This is a genomic window from Veillonellaceae bacterium, assembly GCA_012523975.1.
GTDB lineage: Bacteria > Bacillota > Negativicutes > JAAYSF01 > JAAYSF01 > JAAYSF01.
Genome location: JAAYSF010000085.1, coordinates 31033 through 49017, shown reverse-complemented (window position 1 = coordinate 49017; position 17985 = coordinate 31033). Strand labels below are relative to the sequence as shown.

The 17985-nt window shown below is 43.6% G+C and carries 24 protein-coding genes, 1 pseudogene and 1 riboswitch; of the genes and pseudogenes, 18 read left to right on the top strand and 7 right to left on the bottom strand.

Going from position 1 to position 17985, the window contains the following annotated elements:
* Positions 1–159: 159 nt before the first annotated feature.
* The 9 genes from GX348_11685 (at position 160) to GX348_11645 (ending at position 7643) form a co-directional block, all read left to right on the top strand.
* Positions 160–993 carry an MBL fold metallo-hydrolase gene (locus GX348_11685; GenBank protein NLP42816.1) on the top strand — a complete coding sequence of 278 codons (834 nt, stop codon included), beginning with the start codon at positions 160–162 and terminating at the stop codon, positions 991–993.
* Positions 994–1086: 93 nt separating this feature from the next.
* Positions 1087–1578, top strand: coding sequence for a DUF134 domain-containing protein (locus GX348_11680; protein NLP42815.1), 492 nt, complete (start codon positions 1087–1089; stop codon positions 1576–1578).
* Positions 1579–1642: 64 nt separating this feature from the next.
* On the top strand, positions 1643–2290 hold the full coding sequence (locus tag GX348_11675; protein ID NLP42814.1) for an HAD family hydrolase: 648 nt from the start codon (positions 1643–1645) through the stop codon (positions 2288–2290).
* Positions 2291–2631: 341 nt separating this feature from the next.
* Positions 2632–3492: a zinc metalloprotease HtpX gene (locus tag GX348_11670; protein ID NLP42813.1), complete on the top strand. Its 861-nt coding sequence runs from the start codon at positions 2632–2634 to the stop codon at positions 3490–3492.
* A gap of 123 nt (positions 3493–3615) precedes the next feature.
* The gene (locus GX348_11665) at positions 3616–4257 is read left to right on the top strand and encodes a DUF421 domain-containing protein (GenBank protein ID NLP42812.1); all 642 of its coding nucleotides are present in this window, start codon (positions 3616–3618) and stop codon (positions 4255–4257) included.
* A gap of 93 nt (positions 4258–4350) precedes the next feature.
* Entirely contained in the window at positions 4351–5658 is a 1308-nt protein-coding gene (locus GX348_11660; GenBank protein NLP42811.1) for an HlyC/CorC family transporter, read from the top strand.
* Positions 5659–5760: 102 nt separating this feature from the next.
* Positions 5761–6531, top strand: a complete 771-nt coding sequence (locus GX348_11655) for a hypothetical protein (GenBank protein NLP42810.1) — start codon at positions 5761–5763, stop codon at positions 6529–6531.
* 180 nt (positions 6532–6711) lie between these two features.
* A complete protein-coding gene (locus tag GX348_11650; protein ID NLP42809.1) occupies positions 6712–7134 on the top strand; it encodes a universal stress protein in 423 nt (140 codons plus the stop codon).
* Between the two features lie 89 nt (positions 7135–7223).
* A complete protein-coding gene (locus tag GX348_11645) occupies positions 7224–7643 on the top strand; it encodes an EamA family transporter (protein NLP42808.1) in 420 nt (139 codons plus the stop codon).
* Position 7644: 1 nt separating this feature from the next.
* Here the strand turns inward: GX348_11645 and GX348_11640 are convergent, their stop codons facing one another.
* Positions 7645–8061 carry a DUF2892 domain-containing protein gene (locus GX348_11640; protein NLP42807.1) on the bottom strand — a complete coding sequence of 139 codons (417 nt, stop codon included), beginning with the start codon at positions 8059–8061 and terminating at the stop codon, positions 7645–7647.
* 425 nt (positions 8062–8486) lie between these two features.
* Between GX348_11640 and GX348_11635 the strand changes: the two genes are divergently transcribed.
* Complete coding sequence (locus tag GX348_11635) at positions 8487–8636, top strand: aspartyl-phosphate phosphatase Spo0E family protein (protein ID NLP42806.1); 150 nt, start codon at positions 8487–8489, stop codon at positions 8634–8636.
* Positions 8637–8678: 42 nt separating this feature from the next.
* Here the strand turns inward: GX348_11635 and GX348_11630 are convergent, their stop codons facing one another.
* The 4 genes from GX348_11630 to sdaAB all read right to left on the bottom strand — a co-directional run bounded on the left by GX348_11630 (position 8679) and on the right by sdaAB (position 11454).
* Entirely contained in the window at positions 8679–8999 is a 321-nt protein-coding gene (locus GX348_11630; protein ID NLP42805.1) for an AzlD domain-containing protein, read from the bottom strand.
* The gene (locus GX348_11625; GenBank protein ID NLP42804.1) at positions 8989–9681 is read right to left on the bottom strand and encodes an AzlC family ABC transporter permease; all 693 of its coding nucleotides are present in this window, start codon (positions 9679–9681) and stop codon (positions 8989–8991) included. Before GX348_11625 ends, GX348_11630 begins: the two co-directional genes overlap by 11 nt.
* Positions 9682–9881: 200 nt before the next feature.
* Positions 9882–10778, bottom strand: coding sequence for an L-serine ammonia-lyase, iron-sulfur-dependent, subunit alpha (gene sdaAA / locus GX348_11620; GenBank protein ID NLP42803.1), 897 nt, complete (start codon positions 10776–10778; stop codon positions 9882–9884).
* A gap of 10 nt (positions 10779–10788) precedes the next feature.
* The gene (gene sdaAB, locus GX348_11615; GenBank protein NLP42802.1) at positions 10789–11454 is read right to left on the bottom strand and encodes an L-serine ammonia-lyase, iron-sulfur-dependent, subunit beta; all 666 of its coding nucleotides are present in this window, start codon (positions 11452–11454) and stop codon (positions 10789–10791) included.
* 99 nt (positions 11455–11553) lie between these two features.
* Here sdaAB and GX348_11610 point away from each other — a divergent pair, with 99 nt between their 5' ends.
* The 4 genes from GX348_11610 to GX348_11595 all read left to right on the top strand — a co-directional run bounded on the left by GX348_11610 (position 11554) and on the right by GX348_11595 (position 12691).
* Positions 11554–11922: a hypothetical protein gene (locus GX348_11610; GenBank protein ID NLP42801.1), complete on the top strand. Its 369-nt coding sequence runs from the start codon at positions 11554–11556 to the stop codon at positions 11920–11922.
* On the top strand, positions 11903–12058 hold the full coding sequence (locus GX348_11605; GenBank protein NLP42800.1) for a YezD family protein: 156 nt from the start codon (positions 11903–11905) through the stop codon (positions 12056–12058). The genes GX348_11610 and GX348_11605 overlap by 20 nt, the downstream gene beginning before the upstream one ends.
* Positions 12059–12069: 11 nt before the next feature.
* A complete protein-coding gene (locus GX348_11600) occupies positions 12070–12252 on the top strand; it encodes a YezD family protein (GenBank protein ID NLP42799.1) in 183 nt (60 codons plus the stop codon).
* A gap of 232 nt (positions 12253–12484) precedes the next feature.
* On the top strand, positions 12485–12691 hold the full coding sequence (locus GX348_11595; GenBank protein NLP42798.1) for a hypothetical protein: 207 nt from the start codon (positions 12485–12487) through the stop codon (positions 12689–12691).
* Positions 12692–12727: 36 nt separating this feature from the next.
* Here GX348_11595 and GX348_11590 read toward each other — a convergent pair whose 3' ends face one another.
* Together GX348_11590 and GX348_11585 are read right to left on the bottom strand one after the other, a co-directional pair.
* The gene (locus tag GX348_11590) at positions 12728–13399 is read right to left on the bottom strand and encodes a DUF1624 domain-containing protein (protein ID NLP42797.1); all 672 of its coding nucleotides are present in this window, start codon (positions 13397–13399) and stop codon (positions 12728–12730) included.
* Between the two features lie 122 nt (positions 13400–13521).
* A complete protein-coding gene (locus GX348_11585) occupies positions 13522–14601 on the bottom strand; it encodes a mechanosensitive ion channel family protein (GenBank protein ID NLP42796.1) in 1080 nt (359 codons plus the stop codon).
* A 145-nt stretch (positions 14602–14746) separates the two neighbouring features.
* Here GX348_11585 and GX348_11580 point away from each other — a divergent pair, with 145 nt between their 5' ends.
* The 4 genes and pseudogenes from GX348_11580 (at position 14747) to GX348_11565 (ending at position 17957) form a co-directional block, all read left to right on the top strand.
* Positions 14747–15808: a cell wall-binding repeat-containing protein gene (locus GX348_11580; protein NLP42795.1), complete on the top strand. Its 1062-nt coding sequence runs from the start codon at positions 14747–14749 to the stop codon at positions 15806–15808.
* 131 nt (positions 15809–15939) lie between these two features.
* Positions 15940–16194: pseudogene (locus GX348_11575) on the top strand (hypothetical protein).
* Positions 16195–16384: 190 nt separating this feature from the next.
* Positions 16385–16485, top strand: a riboswitch (SAM riboswitch).
* Positions 16486–16628: 143 nt separating this feature from the next.
* Positions 16629–17780, top strand: a complete 1152-nt coding sequence (locus tag GX348_11570; protein NLP42794.1) for a homoserine O-acetyltransferase — start codon at positions 16629–16631, stop codon at positions 17778–17780.
* Between the two features lie 24 nt (positions 17781–17804).
* Positions 17805–17957 (top strand): hypothetical protein, encoded by a 153-nt coding sequence (locus GX348_11565; protein ID NLP42793.1) that lies wholly within the window; start codon positions 17805–17807, stop codon positions 17955–17957.
* Positions 17958–17985: the final 28 nt, after the last annotated feature.

Here is a 17985-nt window from a genome sequence, read left to right as displayed (position 1 = left end):
TCTAAACTATAAGCCTATACGACAGCCTTATTCTCCTGACACAAGCTCAAATAAGTACGCTTTACAAATTCCGAGGTGTTGACTTATTTAACCAGATGAATCAATAATAGATTGAATGTTATTTTACAAATAGTCCCTGTCCTAAGGAGGCGTTTCATAATGAAAGCAACAGTCATTATTGAAAACTCAGTGCCAATTTCGTCGCCCAAACCGTTCTGTAGCGAGCATGGCTACTCCTTGCTGATTGAGGTTGATTCTGTCAAGATTCTCTTGGACGCTGGGCAATCAGATGCGGTTATGCATAATATGGCCTTGCTCGATGTTGATCCCAATCAGCTAGACGCTGTCATTGTCAGCCACGGCCACTATGACCATACCGGCGGCTTGAAGTCAATATTACAACATCGAAGTAAACCGTTGCCGATATATGGGCATCAAAGCATTTTCCAGAGCCGATTTTCAATCGGCGGCAACCGGCATTATATCGGTATACCTTATAGCAAGGAAGAACTGACAAGTCTCGGCGCCGAATGGAGATTAAGTTCGGAGATTCAGGAAATAACGCCCAAACTGGTCTTTAGCGGCCAAATACCGCGCGAAACGCCTTATGAAACAGGCGACCCTAAATTAGTGATAGCAGATGGCCAATGCGACTGCCAAGATCCAATCTATGACGATACCGCGCTCTATTATTCGTCGGCTAAAGGTCTGGTTGCAATAGCGGGCTGCAGTCATTCTGGTCTTGTTAACACTGTTGAGTATGGGTTGAAAATAATGAAGCAAAAGAAATTTGCCGGTTGGATTGGCGGTACGCATCTGGGGCCGGCCGGCAGTGAACAGCAGGAGAAGACACTAGCTAAGCTTGAGGAATATCAACCGTATTTCATCGCGGCAAGCCATTGCACCGGTTTTTATATTATGGCTGAGCTGCAGCGGCGCTTCGGGTCCCGGTTTATACCGGCATTTACAGGGCAGATTATAGAAATGGATTAACCGAGACTCTCAACTTTCTTAAAAAACTGTTGTATTTACTGGAAGATAGTATATACTATAATTGAGCATATGCTCAATTGGAGCGTGGTCATTATGGCAAGAAAACGTTGTTGTGGATTAGTAGAGCAAGAGCCTCATTGCAGTCGGTTTTTTCCGGAAGGTCAGAGTGTAAACCGTTCGGTTGAACTGTATGTTGAAGAACTGGAGGCTATGCGGTTGAAAGATTGCGAAGGTTTAGAGCAAGTTGAATGCGCAGCAGAGATGGGAGTATCACGCGCCACGTTTCAGCGGATTTTACAATCTGCCCGAGGTAAAGTTACTTCTGCTCTTGTTGAAGGGCAGATAATTATCATTAAGGGAGGAAATTATATGGTTAAGAATCGAGTTTTTGAGTGTCAGGAATGCAGCCATACCTGGGAGGTGCCGCCATGTACCGCGGGTGGTAAACATGGCTATGAAATTCCTTGTCCTAAATGCGGCAGCTTAAAGAAAATTAAAGTTAATGAAGATGGAACCAAGCATGCCTGCGGCGGTCACGGTCACCACGGCCATGGTCACGGCGGCGGCTGCTGCGGCGGGCATTAGAAGGCCGGCCCTCTCGCTAAGCTAACAGGTGAGAGGGTTTTTCTGAGTTGAGAGGAGTGCAGCAATGTACGATATAATTTTATTTGACTTAGACGGGACACTTACTGACCCAAAGATTGGAATAACATCATCAGTCCAGTACGCACTGGCTAAATTCGGCATTAAAGAAGAAAACCTGGATAAGTTGGAACCATTCATTGGCCCGCCGTTAATCAAAGCCTTCATGGAATTTTATAATTTCAGCGAACAAGATGCCCGCCAGGCAATTGAATACTATCGCGAACGATTTTCTAAAGTCGGTCTGTATGAAAACGCTGTATATAACGGTATACCGGAAATGCTGCAGGAACTAAGAGCCAAGAACAAGAAAATGGTTGTGGCTACCTCAAAGCCGACTGTCTATTCGGTGAAAATTCTTGAACATTTCAATTTATATCAGTATTTTGAGGCCGTTATCGGCAGTAATCTCGATGGTACAAGAATTGAGAAAGGCGAGGTTATTGAAGCGGTACTAGCCGAGCTCGGCGATGTGGATAAAGAAAAGATCATTATGGTTGGCGACCGTAAGCATGATGTTATCGGGGCAAGGCAAAACGGGCTCAAGGTAATTTCAGTAGCTTATGGTTACGGGCCGGCCGAAGAGCTTAAAGAAGCTCAGCCAGATTATATTGCCGCATCGGTTGAGGAATTGCAGCAGCTGCTTTTAAAGTAGTTTTCCTGTTTGAAAAGGCTTGACACTGATTCTGGAGTTAGGTTATACTTTAACCAAAGTAAATATTGCTCTGAAGGGGAGTAGCTTGCAAGGACAGTGTCAACAATCGATGCGTAAGCGTCTGGCACTGCCGTTGGTAAATAGCCGATAAGCGAGACCTTCGGTATGATATTTCGTACCGAGGTCTCTTTTTCATAATGTGATCTACTGAGTTTTTGCCCAAATTAAATGCTTGTCCTTGCATATACCGACAGGAGGTGGGCTGTGCAAGAAAGCAAGTCATTATTTTGCAAACGTTTAAATAATTATCTATAATGAAACACTATTTACGGAGGTGCTTTATGAACTCACTAAAAACAACTCTTCTTTTAGCCGGATTAACAGGATTACTGTTGGCAGTCGGTAATATGTTTGGCGGCACACAAGGAATGACTTTTATGTTTATCATTTCGATGCTCATGAATTTTGGCAGTTATTGGTTTAGTGACAAAATTGTTCTGAAAATGTATGGAGGCCGAGAAGTTACTGCAAGTCAGGCTCCTGACCTGATCCGCATGGTTTCTAATTTAGCGCAGCGCGCCAAAATGCCAATGCCTAGAGTGTTTATAATTGATTCTCAAGTTCCAAATGCCTTTGCGACCGGCCGTAATCCTGAAAATGGAGTTGTGGCAGTTACAACAGGCATTATGCAGGCCCTAAACTACGAAGAACTCGAAGGTGTAGTTGCTCATGAGCTTTCCCACATTAAGAACCGCGATACCTTGATAAGCACTATTGTTGCGACTATCGCAGGCATCATAACAATGATAGCGCATATTGCGCAATGGGCAGCTATTTTTGGCCGCGGCGATGATGAGGACGGCGGTATCGGCGGAATCGTTGAATTTATCTTTTTGATTGTGATTGCGCCACTGGCAGCAACCTTAATCCAACTGGGCGTTTCTCGCTCGCGCGAGTTTCAGGCTGATGAAACAGGCGGTCTTATGTGTGCCAATCCGTTGGCCTTAGCAAGCGCCTTGAGAAAGATTGAATACTATGCTAAGCACGCTGTAATGCCGCAAGCTACCCCGGCCACTTCGCATATGTTTATTGTTAATCCGTTAAGCGGAGTACGGAGCTGGACCTCAAACCTATTTAGCACTCACCCGTCAACCGACCAGCGTGTTGCAAAACTTGAAGAATTAGCAAAACGTATTCGTTAGCAGTTCAGCTAGCCACCTTTCATTATGAGGGGTGGCTTTTCTAATTAGTTCCTCCAAGTTAGTGAAATCTGCAGAATGGGATAAAATAACGATAGTCTTGTTGTTAAAAGGAGAAGATTATCGTTGGACATTTACTTTGTTGCGCAAACGGTTATAACTTATATCTTTGGTGTCTTGGCTCTGCGATTGGCGGGGCGCAAATCGCTATCCCAAATGACTGCGGCCGAGACTGTCGTAATGATAGCTGTAGGCACTATTCTTATTGAGCCGCTTGTCGGCAGAGAGATGGGAAAAACATTTGCGGCAGTAATCATTGTAATTGCCACCTTGTATATACTGGAGATTCTGCAGATACGCTGGCGGTTTCTGGAACGGGTATTTTCCGGGACATCAATTGTTGTTATTGAGAATGGCAAAATTAAGCTGGATAATCTGAAAAAAATCCGGCTGACAGTACACCAGTTGGAAATGCATCTTAGGCAATCCAGTGTTGCTAAGATTGAAGAGGTGGAATATGCCACAATTGAACCAAACGGCCAGCTCGGCTATACCCTTAAAGAATCGGCCCAGCCCGTTACTAAAAGCGATATCGAAGCTATTATGAAGATGCTAAAAGATATTCAAAATCGACTTGGCCCAACGGAGCAGTCCAAGTCCTATACAGATTCAGCAGAAACTTCAGAAACACATAATACTCAAAAAGAATCAATGCCGCAGGACACCTTGTTCCGCGAGGTAGAAGAAGCTGCAATAAAAAAACAATAATACAATTGCATAACTTTATGTTATAATGTAGTTTAAAATATCATGGATATTTAAGGAGAGTGAATATATACATTGGATACGCCTTCTGCGAGTATGGAGATTGCGATTATTCTCGTTCTAATAGTCGCGAACGGAATTTTTGCACTGACTGAGATGGCTGTTGTTTCATCGCGAAAAACAAGGTTGGAACAGAGAGCGGAAGAAGGAGATGCCGGCTCAAAACTAGCCTTGGAACTAGCTGAGGAACCTACTCCGCTGCTATCGACTATTCAGGTAGGAATTACGTTAATCGGCATTCTCACAGGAACATTTGGGGGAGCTACATTATCAAAAGTGTTGTCGGAAGAGCTAAAAGTCATTCCGGCCATTGCCGCGCACAGCGAGGCAATAAGCTTAGCAATAGTCGTTACGGCAATCACGTATTTAACTTTAATTTTTGGCGAACTTGTCCCCAAACGGATTGCGCTCAATAATCCTGAACCTATTGCAGCAACCTTAGCTGGGCCCATGCATACATTTTCGAAAATATCTGCGCCGGTTGTTCATTTTCTAAGTTCTTCAACTGATATGGTAATGCGCTTTTTGGGCATAAAGCAAACTGCCGAAGCGCCTGTTACCGAGGACGAAATACGCATACTTCTCGAACAGGGAACAGAGGCCGGAGCTTTCGAAAAAGCTGAACAAGACATGGTTGATAAGGTTTTCAGGTTAAGCGACTTAAGGGCTTATTCCTTAATGACGCCGCGCACCAGGATGGTTTGGATTGACCTTGAAGATTCGCTGGAAAATAATCAGCAAATTATCTATGAAAGCGGTCATTCCCGATTTCCGGTTGCCATCGGGAGTCTCGATAACTTTCAGGGAATTATTTATACGAAAGATTTATTGTCACGCTGCCTAGAAGGCGAGCCGCTTGACTTTGAAAATAGCATTAAATCACCGCTCTATATTCCTAAGTCAATGAAAGCATTTAAAGTTCTCGAGCTCTTCAAACAGACAGGTGTGCATGAGGCTGTCGTACTTGACGAGTTCGGGGGTGTAGTCGGCTTTATAACTCTCCACGATATCATGGAAGAAATTATCGGCGATATGCCGTCAGTTGATGATGAAGATGAAGAACCGCAGATTATTGAGCGCCAGGACGGCACATGGTTGGCTGATGGCCTGATATCAATTGAAGATTTTAAAGATAAGTTTGATATAGAAGAGCTCCCTGAAGAAGACCGCGACCATTTCAATACGCTTGGCGGTTTTGTTGTCTCGTATCTTGGGCATATACCAACTGCGTCTGAGAGCTTTGTTTGGGACGAATTTAGATTTGAAGTAGTTGACATGGATAGAGTCCGAGTTGACAAGGTTCTGATTTCGCGAGTCCCGCCCGCTGAAGAACAATCGGCATAGTTACCCCCCACTAAAAGGTGGGGTTTTTAATTTTTAACAGGAAGGTTATATCTTGCCGTCAAATATATATGCTAAAGCAAATAACTTAAAGGCGGTGCGATAATGACTAAAGGAAAGACTCTATTAAAAGAAATGCTGTTAACCAAGGCAGCTGCTGTAGGCACGTTTTTATTTTCAAGTGAAACTGCTAATATCGAAATGCTAGGTTATGGCGGTTTCGATTTCATCATCATAGATACTGAACACTCGTTGAACGGCATTCATAACTTAGCCGGTTTGATAAGGGCGGCTGAGGTAACAGGGATCGTCCCCATCGTACGTGTAATGGAAAACAAACCTGCCTTAATAACTAAAGTGCTTGACAGTGGCGCCGGTGGGGTGCTCATTCCGCGCGTTAACACCCCGGAACAGGCAGCATTAGCCGTCAAGGCGGCAAAATACGGTCCACAAGGCGAGCGGGGGTTGGCGGGCATTGTACGGGCGGCGCATTATGGTTTTACACCGCTAAAAGAATATACAGCTGCCCAAAATAGCAATTCATTGGTCATTGTTCAGATTGAAGATATTGCTGCGCTGGATAAGGTTGACGAAATTCTAGCGGTAGAGGGCGTCGATGGAATTTTTGTTGGCCCGGCTGATTTATCGCAGTCAATGGGGATTTCCGGCGAATTCGACAATCCGGAGTTTAAAAAAGTGGTTAAAGATGTTATCCGCCGCGGCAGCCAATCTGGCAAAATCACAGGGATTTTCAGTCCCACTGTTAAAGATGCGAAGCTATGGCAAAGGGAAGGGGCCAACTTCCTCGCGGTAGGCTCCGATACTATGCTGTTTGCTCAGGCCGTGCGGACAACGATTGCTTCCATGAAAGATTGATAATGCAGTTCAAATTGAAAATATCTAATGTTCATTAATTCGATTAAAGACAGTATTTGACTTGGTGAAATTCTCTTGGTATAATTTAACTGGTAATAAATTACAGTTAATATATAATAAAACTCCTACCACTTACGGGTAGGAGTTTTGTTGAAATCGGAGGCAAAAGGAGGCAAAGAGATGAACGTAAAGAGTATCCTTGTCGCTTACGATGGCTCGCGTCAAAGTCAGAAAGCGCTAGAGTGGGCCGTTGATATTTCGGCAAAGACGGGTGCCCAAATTACTACTGTCACGGTAATCAAACCGCCAGACTTTAGTCCGACAGGTGAAATAAACGAATTCATGTACGATGCTGAAAAGTATTATCAGCCATTATTGGATAAAGTCAAGAAACTAGGCCGCAATAATGGCAGAGATATTAATACCATTTTACTGCGCGGCAACCCGGCTGAGGCTATTGTCAGGTATGCTGAGGCTAATGACGCCGACCTGATTGTTACTGGGACTAGGGGAATGGGCGGCTTTAAAAGCCTTGTAATCGGTAGCGTTGCTCAGAAGGTTGTAACCTATGCTAAGGTGCCGGTGCTGGTAATTAAAGATTAACAGCGGGCTATATCTTGACAATCATTTTTTGTTGAGGCTTTGAATATGCTTACTATGCCAGATTATATATCGAAACGAGGAGAGTAAGCATGTTTCTTATCTACGCATTGTTCGGTGTACTGTGCTTAGGGTTGGCGCCTTTATTTGGCAAAACGGCGCTTAACACAGTCAGTCCACTGACGGCTTTCGCTTTACGAACGATAATTGCAGCTGCGCTTGTATTAGGCTGGATGGTTATTTCCAAGGCATTTACTGAACTTCATAATTTGCCAGCATCGTTCTGGGTTATTATCACCATAGAGGCCGTCTTAGCAGCAATATTAGGGGATATGGCTTACTTTTATGCCCTTCAAAACGGCAGTATCCATGAAGTTTCGGTTATTATGGCGTGTGCCCCGTTAGTGACTATCATTCTGGGGCACTTTGTTTATAATGAAATAGTCTCAGTTCATCAATTGATTGGAGCTGTGCTTATAACAACCGGTCTTGTAATTATTAGTATTGAGTAGTTCAGGGCTTTTTGCGGTTGAAATCGCCACGTAAGGCTTTTAGTGCCATTTTTTCATCGTTGATTTCACTGGCAGTTCTAATACCCAGCCTGCGAATAATGGGCAGCGGCGGGCACCAGCCTTGCAAGGCATGTTGGAGTAAGAAAAACGCAACGATGCCGGCTACATAAAACCAGGCGTAATAAAATTGGAACCCAAGTATAATGCTGATTAGAATAAATCCGGCAGCGTTAGCCTCCAACACTCGCTCGGTATCCCATTCATGGTCGAGCTCTTGGAGGCGCAGTGATATTTCGTCCCGGTTTTTATTTGCGTAGCTGGCCGCATTCGACAGCATTTTCCGGTGAATTTCGGCGTTAACGATATGACTGGTATTTAGTTGGACCCTTTTCGCATTGGGCGGAAACATAGCCTTCATAATATACCCCCATATTCTAAGGACTGCGCTGCGAGAATGCAGGCAGTCCATTTTTTTACATGATTTTTCTTGCAGATTATGAATCAAGGTACCATTGATTGATTTAATTGATCTTTATCAACGGCCTTGGCGGGAACGTCAGTTAACTGACCGTACTTTTCCTTAGTAATTGCTTGCGTTGATTTGTTTTTATTTTTGTTGGTTACTGTATCCATATAAATACCACCCGAGGTTAAATTCAGCGTTATTATTGCCGAGAATACAGTTATTAATGCAAAATAAGTGCTCACTAAAGGTATCACGACTAATCTATATAGACAGCATTTTGAAAAGTTTTATAAAATTCCCAATATCTAGTACAAAAGAAATTAATTTTAAGATATAATGTTAAAGTATGCAAGAAATAGTAGAAAGGCAGCGGATTCATGGACAAGCTATTTTACCAAATAGAGTTTTTGCGTCAAATGATGCACGATACAGCTATAGAAAAAGGGATATCACATCCGGAAGTTCTTAAAATCAGTCAAAAGCTTGACGCAGTGCTTAATAAATGCTATAGATCGCAATTAAGCTAAAAAATAACCGCCGAAAAGGCGGTTTTCTAATTTTGTCGCTCATTAACCCCAAAACCGCAAGGCTAGCATCGTTCCCAACCCAAGCGTTAGAGTTGTAACAATATTACGGGTCTTATAAGCAGCAAGAGCTGCAACCAAACCTGCTAGCAGGTAATGATTGTTTAGGGATATATCGATTTGGCCTGTAGGCATTACCAGAGCTGGAACAATTAACGCTGTTAGAATGGCGGGTGGAATGTGCTTTAACCAGCGCTCTAACCAGTCGGGCATTCCAGTTTGCCTAAATAGTGCCACACAACTATATCTGGTCGCAAAGGTTACCAGGGCCATACCCGCAATTATAAAAATAATCTCACTTCGCATTTGCTTTAGCTCCTTCCATCAATCCACCAATCAAGACCGCTCCTAAAGTAGCTGCAATCATATACCATTTGCCCGGAAGATATAAAGCACCGGTCACGGCTATGAGCCCGGCGGCAATACATACAACCAAGCTGATTCGGTCTGTAATCTGCGGAAGTAATAGGACAAGGAAAGTTGCTGGCATCGCAAAATCGAGACCCCAGGCCAGGGGATCAGGAATATAACTACCTACTAGAACGCCGACAATTGTTGATAATGCCCAAGTTAGGTACAGACTTATACTGACGCCAAAATGGTGGGCCGCACTGTAGCCTTGCTGATAAATCCGGCTGATAGTCACAGCATATGCCTCATCGGTCAGCAGAAATGACAGCAGTGCCTGGCGGTAAGTAGACAATTTTACCATGTACTGTGCTAAAGATGCTCCCATCAACATGTGGCGTAAATTTACCAACAGAGTTGTGAAGACGATTACGCTCCAACCAGTAATTCCAGCGCCTAGCATAGTAATAGCTATAAACTGGCTGGCTCCGGCAAACACCAGGAACGACATCATCACCGTTTCGAGCGGAGTCAGTCCGGCAGTTAGGCCCATTACCCCGCAAGTAATGCCGAACGGGATGATTCCTAATAAAATCGGCCCGCTGCTTATGACCCCTTGCCAAAAATCAAGTTTTTCCAAGGTATAATTTGATTCTGCTACCGTTTTTTTTGTAAGCATGACTTTTAACCTCAATTCTAAAGTGACTTAGGCACAAAGTTTTTTTGCTAAAGTAACAACCAGCCTAAATAAGCTGGTTGTTTACACTGCTTGGACAAAATTATATCATTTTAGCGAGATGTATACAATGCATGTGCGTAGAAAAGCGATTAGGTTCTATGCTATAGATCGGCCGGTTTGCCGGCTTGCAGGCGTGTCGTGATACTGCATCCCGTCGGCGTTTTTGCCAGACCGCCTTCGGATGTTTCACGTAAAGACCGGGGGATAGTGAGGCCAATTTGGTGCATGGCGCCGATTACCTCGTCAGCCGGGATAACACTCTCAATACCAGCTAGCGACATTTCAGCCGCTAGCAGCGCATGAGCTGCGCCAAAGGCATTTCGTTTGACGCAAGGAACTTCAACAAGGCCGGCAACTGGGTCGCAGACCAAGCCTAATAGGTTCTTAAGTGCCAAAGCAAGGGCGTGGCTTACTTGTTCCGGAGTTCCTCCGGCTATATCGGCTATCGCTCCGGCAGCCATCGCCGCAGCTGAGCCGCATTCAGCCTGGCAGCCTCCAATCGCACCGGCAATTGATGCATTTTCGGCAATAACTATGCCGATACCGGCGGCTGTAAATAACCCGCGAACCAGGTCATCATCATCAGCGTTTAATATCTCGCCTGCAGCCAACAATGCACCCGGTAGGATACCGCAGGAACCAGCGGTCGGACACGCTACGACTTTACCCATTCCGGCATTAACCTCGCTGACGGCTAGCGCATAGGCCGCTGCTCGGGAACTTGTTACCCCCGTCAGCAATGTCGAAGCATTGATTCTGTTTATTAGACGATTGGCGTCACCGCCGACAAGACCACTGAATGATTTATCGGTTTGGGCAAGACCTTCATTAACAGCGTCGCGCATAACTAACAGGCTGGTTTTCATATCAGTCCATATGTCATTTGGCTGTCGATCGCTGCGTTGAGCTTCGGATTCTAAAACAATACTGGATATTGGTTTTTGTAATGAATTGGCAATTGCAATAAGTTCATCAATACGAGTGAATTGGATTCTCATAATATACCTCCTAGAGGGGCGGAATTAAAAGGGCCAGCTTAACGGCTGGAATCGAGCTGACAGCGGTTAGAATATGTTCCGGTAGCGGATGATCGGCTTCTATAATTGCTAATGCCTGGGAGCCTTTTTCGCGGCGCGATACCCGCATGAAGGCGATATTAACGGTTTCTTGCGCCAACATGTGGGTGATAAGCGCAATAACACCAGGCTTATCTTGATGGATTGAAATTAAGGTATAGTATTCGCCGGTCAACTCTACCGCATAACCATCAATTTCAGTAATTATAATATTGCCGCCGCCCGTTGACGATCCAACAACCTTTACCTTTCGGCCCAATACACCAGTCAGGTGAAAGATGGCTGTATTTGGATGGGCATTATCGCCTAAATCAACGGTCTTAAAGGTTACATTGAGACCTCGCTGTGGTGCTGTCGTCAAAGCCTCTTTTATTCGGGTATCGTCAGTGCTATAGCCTAAAAGTCCGGCGACAAGGGCTTTATCAGTACCATGGCCGCGGTAAGTTTGAGCGAAAGAACCGTGAAGTTCGATTATTGCTGCGGCGGGCTGTTCACCTAGGATTGTCCGGGCCATTTTCCCCAACCGGGCGGCACCGGCTGTATGAGAGCTGGAAGGGCCGATCATTACCGGGCCGATTATATCAAATACTCCATGCATGGAATCACCCTTTCTTCGGAATAGTAAATATACTTCTATAAGTTAAGTATAGTGTGATTTTAACATGTTTTCCGTTTCAACGAAATAAATGATATAATTGTGATAGTTATATATGAAGGGATGATGATGATGCGTTCTGATTTAATGTTGAAATTGCTTCGTACTCATTGTGAAGATACAAACGACGAATACAAAGATGTTATGATAAGCGGTCCCCACGACTATCTGCTCATTGAGATGCGTTTGGAAGAAATTAAGGAAAACCCTGATATGACTAGGATAACCGCTGAAAAGATGAACTTTAGCGATACAATTTTTGCTTTGGCGGTGAATTGGTTGATGAAGAAAGGTTATATAACCGGCGCAATCATCAAATACGGCGAAGACGCTAGAATGCCGATCGGAGCAGATATATCGGCCGTAAAACTTACGCCGGAAGGAATTGAGTATGAAAAAAGACTTGGCTAATTTAGAAATTCCTGAAGAAGTTTTAGATATTATCGAAAAGGCCATTGATGGCATTGACTTTGGTTCGGTTACCCTTATTGTTCAAGACTCACGGGTAATTCAAATCGAGCGGGTAGAAAAAATTAGGTTGTGTTAGTTGGTGATTTTATGACAGATAAAAAAAATCTAACAGCCAAGTCTGCTATTCGGGCTAAAATTGCAGAGTCGATCAGAGGGATGCGGTATGGCCAGATAGCCATTGTTATTAAGAACGGTAAGGTTGTGCAAATTGAACGAACTGAGAAAGAACGCTTCGTTGGAGTTGAAGGAAAATACGGTGACGGAATATAGTATAAAGCGAAATGGAAAAATATTATCCGTTAATAACATTGACGAATAATAAGTTTTATGTTAGAATGCTAAATGATTACATTCCAAGTAAAGTTCCTTCGCTAAAAAAATGGAATAACACTATTCTCTCCCTACTATAATTGGTAATGCTCTGATATTAGCGGCTGAGAACCAGGTTCCAAGTAATGTCATCAGATGCCAATTATTTATTGAAAAAAGGGAGGATAAGAAAATGGGTTTTGAAGATCGTATTAGTCAACTGTGCAAAAAGTTGACTCATTTAGGTTACTATCGGTACCAAATCACTAATATCATCAAAGAAACTATCGGAACCGGCGACCTAGCGGAAGCTGGCTTTCCGGAACGTGCCAAAGTTGTTGATGTTCTTGAGCGGTACACCCAGCTCGGCCAAGAATACTTGGTTAGCTACAGCAAGTAATAAAGAGCCTGTAAAAAGGCTCTTTATTTTTTTGACTTAATGCCAAAGATATAATAGCGCCATTAGAATTGGCTGATGAATTAAATAAATTATAAGTGAATTCTGTCCAAGTCGTACGATTGGTTTGAAGTAGATATTAGAAAAGCGGCTGGTCTTATTGCTGTACAGTTGTTTGCCTATCGCGGCGCCAATTAGGAATATGCCATACCAAGGAATTACTGGATAGTAGTCGATAGACTGAAAAGTAGCGCTTACCAAACCTAAAGGAAAGAGATACGGTGAGTCTGTTTTTAGCGGGGTCAGCATCCATCCGCTGGCAAATAATAGCAGACCAGTGATACTGAGGGAAAGCGAAGGAATTCGCGCTATCAAACGGTATGAAAAAATACTAACCCCGAGGAAGTGTAATATGCCAAATCTAATATAGGTTTGATCATCATAAAAGTAGGTAACCAGTGTAAGTAGCATACCCCAAAGAAAAATTTCCAAGCCATGTTTTAGGGTAGCTGTGCTGAGTGTTGCGCTTATTCCGGCTGTGAATATGAACAATATGGCTGATAGCTTTCCTACATAAAACCAGAAACCGGTTAGGTATTCGACCGCGGCTGAATAAAAATCTCTTAAATCCACGACTAGATGAAAGACGACCATCAATATTATTGCTATGCCGCGTAAAAAATCAATTTCCCAAATGCGTTTTGAATTCATTAGTTAGCTTGCTCATTGTTCATATGATAAATTCCATCCCCCAAGTTTGGCTAAGCTCAGACAAAGTTAAACCTCCACCTGAAGCAAGTCTTACATTATTATAGCAGAAATGGCTGAAAGTTTCAGTGTTGCTCGCTTTTAGCATCTTTTTGATGGATAGCATTTCTGTTATCGTCTTTTTTAAGATAGATGGTCTGGATGGGATAAGGGATTTCAATACCTTCGGCTCGGTAACGCTGGTGCAGCCTTTTTAAGAATTCATGGCGAATTATATATTGATCGGCAAATTCGCGGACTCGCAGCAGTACGTTGAACTGGAGGCTAAAATCACCGAATTTGCAAATTCTGATAACCGGCTGATAGCCGCAGATACCGCCGGCGACATTATGCATAACATCTTGTGCCACCTGGATCGTAATTTTTTCGACCTGTGCCAAATCACAGCAGTAACTGACCCCGATCGGTATCTGAACTAGTACCTCCTTGCCTGGTAGTGAGTAATTGATAATTTTGCAGGAGGCCATTTTGGAGTTTGGTACAATAATCATATTGTCTAAAAGCGCTTTAATTGAGGTGTTGCGCCAAGTTATGTCGACAACATATCCTTCTTCACCCGAATCAAGTTTGACGTAGTCGCCAGGCTTGATCGGCCCCGCAGCCAGTATATGCAGCCCGGCGAAGAAATTTGTCAGCGTGTCTTGAAGCGCTAGAGCAACCGCTAAGCCGCCGACGCCAAGTGCTGTTAAAAGTGGGGTTATTGATATACCCAAAGACTGCATAGTGATTAATGCGCCGATAATAAATACTGATATGATAGTAAGGTTGGAAAAAATAGATGTTGATGAAAAAACGCCGCTGGCTTTTTTGGCGTAAATATTAACTAACCCGACAGCGATATTTGAAGTCGCGCAAGTTACCGAAAGAATAAAAACGACCAGCAATAAGCTATTAAGAATATGAAGCACTTCGTCAGGCAGATACAAAACTTCGAGGGCGCTATAAAAACCAACAATAATAAACAAACGTGTCATCCGCCCTCGCAGAGCACCGACGATGATTTCGTCATATTCCCAGCGCGTTTTGTCAGCTAAGGTTTTAAGGCGGGTTAGTATTACTTTCTCGAATAACAAGCCTAAGAGCAGTGAGCCTGTTAAAATCATCACCGCAATGATAACTTGCATTATCAGCGAAGATTCGTTCATAAAAACCCCCTTATATTTGATGCAATAGTATTATATAGAGTTATGTTGCCCGTAATTGTAGATAAAAAGTCGTTAACAACCTTGCTTTAGCTAGAATAAACTATTACAGGAGAATTATGACTTTTTAGAGCAGGAGGTGACAATTTTGGAATATTATAATACTGTGGATACTACCCGAATTCCCTATGACAATGCTGCTGAAATGGCTGTAGAAGTGACAAGAATGGTATGGCCAGCCGCGCCGCCGACCTTAGGCCCCAGGGTTATCATTCTCGTTCCGGATAGAGTTTTTCAATATGGCTTTATGGCTTCAAGCCTGATACATGACCCCATAAACGGTATGCTGCTAATGACATCCCCAGACGAACTGTGCTCGGTGACAAGAGAAGAAATTGTCCGTATAAATCCCCAGGGCACTGAAGAGATACCGCCGATAATTACGGTTGGACCATTTCGGCCTAAAGTAGTGAGAGATATTGAAAAGATGGGCTATGCGGTACTCCAGGTGCGCGGCAAAAATGTTTTTGAAACGGCTTCGAATGTTGCCCGGTTACGCGCCCAATGTCCTCCTGAATCACCTGATGGGCCGAATAGCTTGTTTATAATATCAGATGAACAGCCTTATGAAGGAATGCCTGTCCCGTATTACAGCGCTCGTTCAGGTGTACCAATTTTACTTGTTCAACCAAAACGCTTACCCCCGTCTACGGCCAGAATTCTAAGAGATATGAGCGATAAAAATGTCTATGTTGTAGGCGGACGAAGGGCGGTTTCAGATAAAGTACTTAATGAAATAGCCGCGATAGTAAGGCCACCGGTACGGCGAATTGCCGGCAGTGACCCCTTCGCAACGGCGGTAGAGTTTGCGCAGTACCGCGACCCGGTAACTAGATTGGGGTGGAACCGCGCCAAGAAGGGGCGAGGCGATGCGTTTACCTTCTGCAACGTCGAAAGCTGGGAACTTGCTATTGCAGCAACAGCCTTGGCTCATCAAGGCAAACATACGCCGCTGCTGGCGGTAGGATGTGAGGAAGTTCCATCGGTTGTTTTAAACTACCTTGAGTTTTTAAAACCGCAACTAAAAATACCGGTAAGGCCGCCGTTCATGCACGGGTTTGTACTTGGCAGTTATGAAGTAATCTCCCGCGAAGCTCAAGTTCAACTCGAATTGGCCGTGAAAATAGATGTTCAGCCTGACAACTGCTAATATAAAAAATTTGCGGCATTAAGCGCCGCAAATTTTTTATAAGCATTTTAAAGTTACTTTTAAATGCTTATTCATAAAATCTTCATATTTGCATGTTATAATACAAATAAATACAAGATGGAGGGAATAGCATGAAAAAGAAAATAATTATTGCGGCTATCTTGGCTTTGGTTGTTGCCATACCTGTTTTCACGGCAGCAGCGGTAGATAATAACCAAAACGATTGGTTTAATAGAATGCTAAGCTGTCACGAGCAGATGATTCAAACTAATGTTAACGATGGTACAATCACTACAGCTGAAGGCGATCAACTCAAGGAACATTTTCGTCAGGATGCCCCTATTATTCGTAAAATCATGGAGAAAAACGGCATGGGCCCTGGCATGAGAATGGGAATGGGCCCCGGCATGGGAAGAGGTCAAGGCATGATGGGCAGTCAAGGTCCTTGCTATTATTATGGTACCAGCCAGTAAACCATTGAGGGTTAATAGCGAAAATAAAATTCGATTGTTGATAAAAAAAATAAATTGACATTGATCGCTCATTGGTGTTAATATCATATCAATTAAATATTTGCTCTTATCCAGAGTGGTCGAGGGACTGGCCCGATGACACCCGGCAACCGGCAGCAATGCAGTGGTGCTAATTCCAGCAGGAGAAATCCTGGGAGATGAGAGGGAATACGTAACGTGTATTTTGCCCCTCTCGTTGAGAGGGGCTTTTTCATTTTAGTTTTGGGGGAATGCTCGTGATTTATAATAAGGAAAATAATTTTACCGAGGCATCTGCTAATCTCCCCGGGTTTAAGAGGCGGCCATATATGCAACTTGCTCAAGTGGCTAATCCTGCTAATCCTTTACAGTTGACGCTGGGCGGTACAATAGATGAAGTCTTTGTTGTTTATGAGACTTATGGTCAACTTTCGGAGGACGGCAGTAATGTCATTTTAGTCACTCATGCGCTAACTGGTGACAGCCATCCTGCTGCTCACGACGAACACGATGAACCAGGCTGGTGGGAACCGTTAATTGGACCGGGTCGGCCATTGGATACGGATAAATACTATATAATCTGCACTAATGTGCTGGGCGGGTGTCAGGGTACAACCGGACCAGCTTCGCCAAGCCCGGTCGACGGCAAGCCTTATGGATCACGCTTTCCCAATATAACAATTCGTGATATGGTTCATGTTCAAAAAAGGCTTTTGGACTATTTAAAAATAGAGCATATTTTTGCTGTTGTCGGCGGCTCGATGGGTGGTATGCAAGCGCTTGAGTGGGCTATAACCTACCCGAAGTATATGGACAGAGTTATTGTAATAGCCGCTCCCGGTTATTCTTCACCGCAGGCCATTGCTTTTAACAAGGTGGCTAAAGATACGATTATGCTGGATCCTAATTGGCAGCAAGGAGATTATTACGGGGGAGCCGCACCAGACAATGGTCTAAGCATAGCCCGGGCGCTAGGTATGATTACCTATCAGACTGAATCGATGATGTATAAAAAATTTGGTCGTATTAGACGCAGCGGTGCTTTTGAGATAGAAAACTATTTAGATTATCAAGGTCAAAGCTTAGTTAAGCGGTTTGACGCTAACTCATATCTTTGTTTGTTAAATGCACTTGACCTTCACGATCTAGGTTATGGCTATCCTAGCTATCGGGCAGCTCTTGCCCGCATTAAGGCAGAAGTATTAGTGGTTGGGGTAAGCTCGGATATTTTATATCCGGCCTATCAGCAGGAAGAGCTAGCCAAAATCCTTAAGAATTTAGGCGTTAGAACAGAATACACCCTTATTGACAGTCTTTATGGGCACGATGGTTTTTTAATAGACTTTCATCTATTGCGGCCGATTTTGAGTAGGTTTATTCGCAACGGTGTTTTTTCCAAAAAGACTGAGAAACATCATCATTCTTTTCTTAAGGCGCGCAGTCTGGCATACTACGGTGCTAGGCTAGTCACTACCGAGTAACTATAAATAAAATGAGGTGTAGTTGTGAGTAGAGATATTGATAAACAAGACCTTAGCGACTGTAATGACCCTCAGCATAGCATTGCAGGGAATGAAACAGAAAGAGTTGATGAAATTACTATCGTTATTCGGGGTGGAAAAGTTGTTAAGTTCGAACAGCGTCTTGTTGCTATCTAGGACTGAATATTAAGAGTTTATAAAGAAA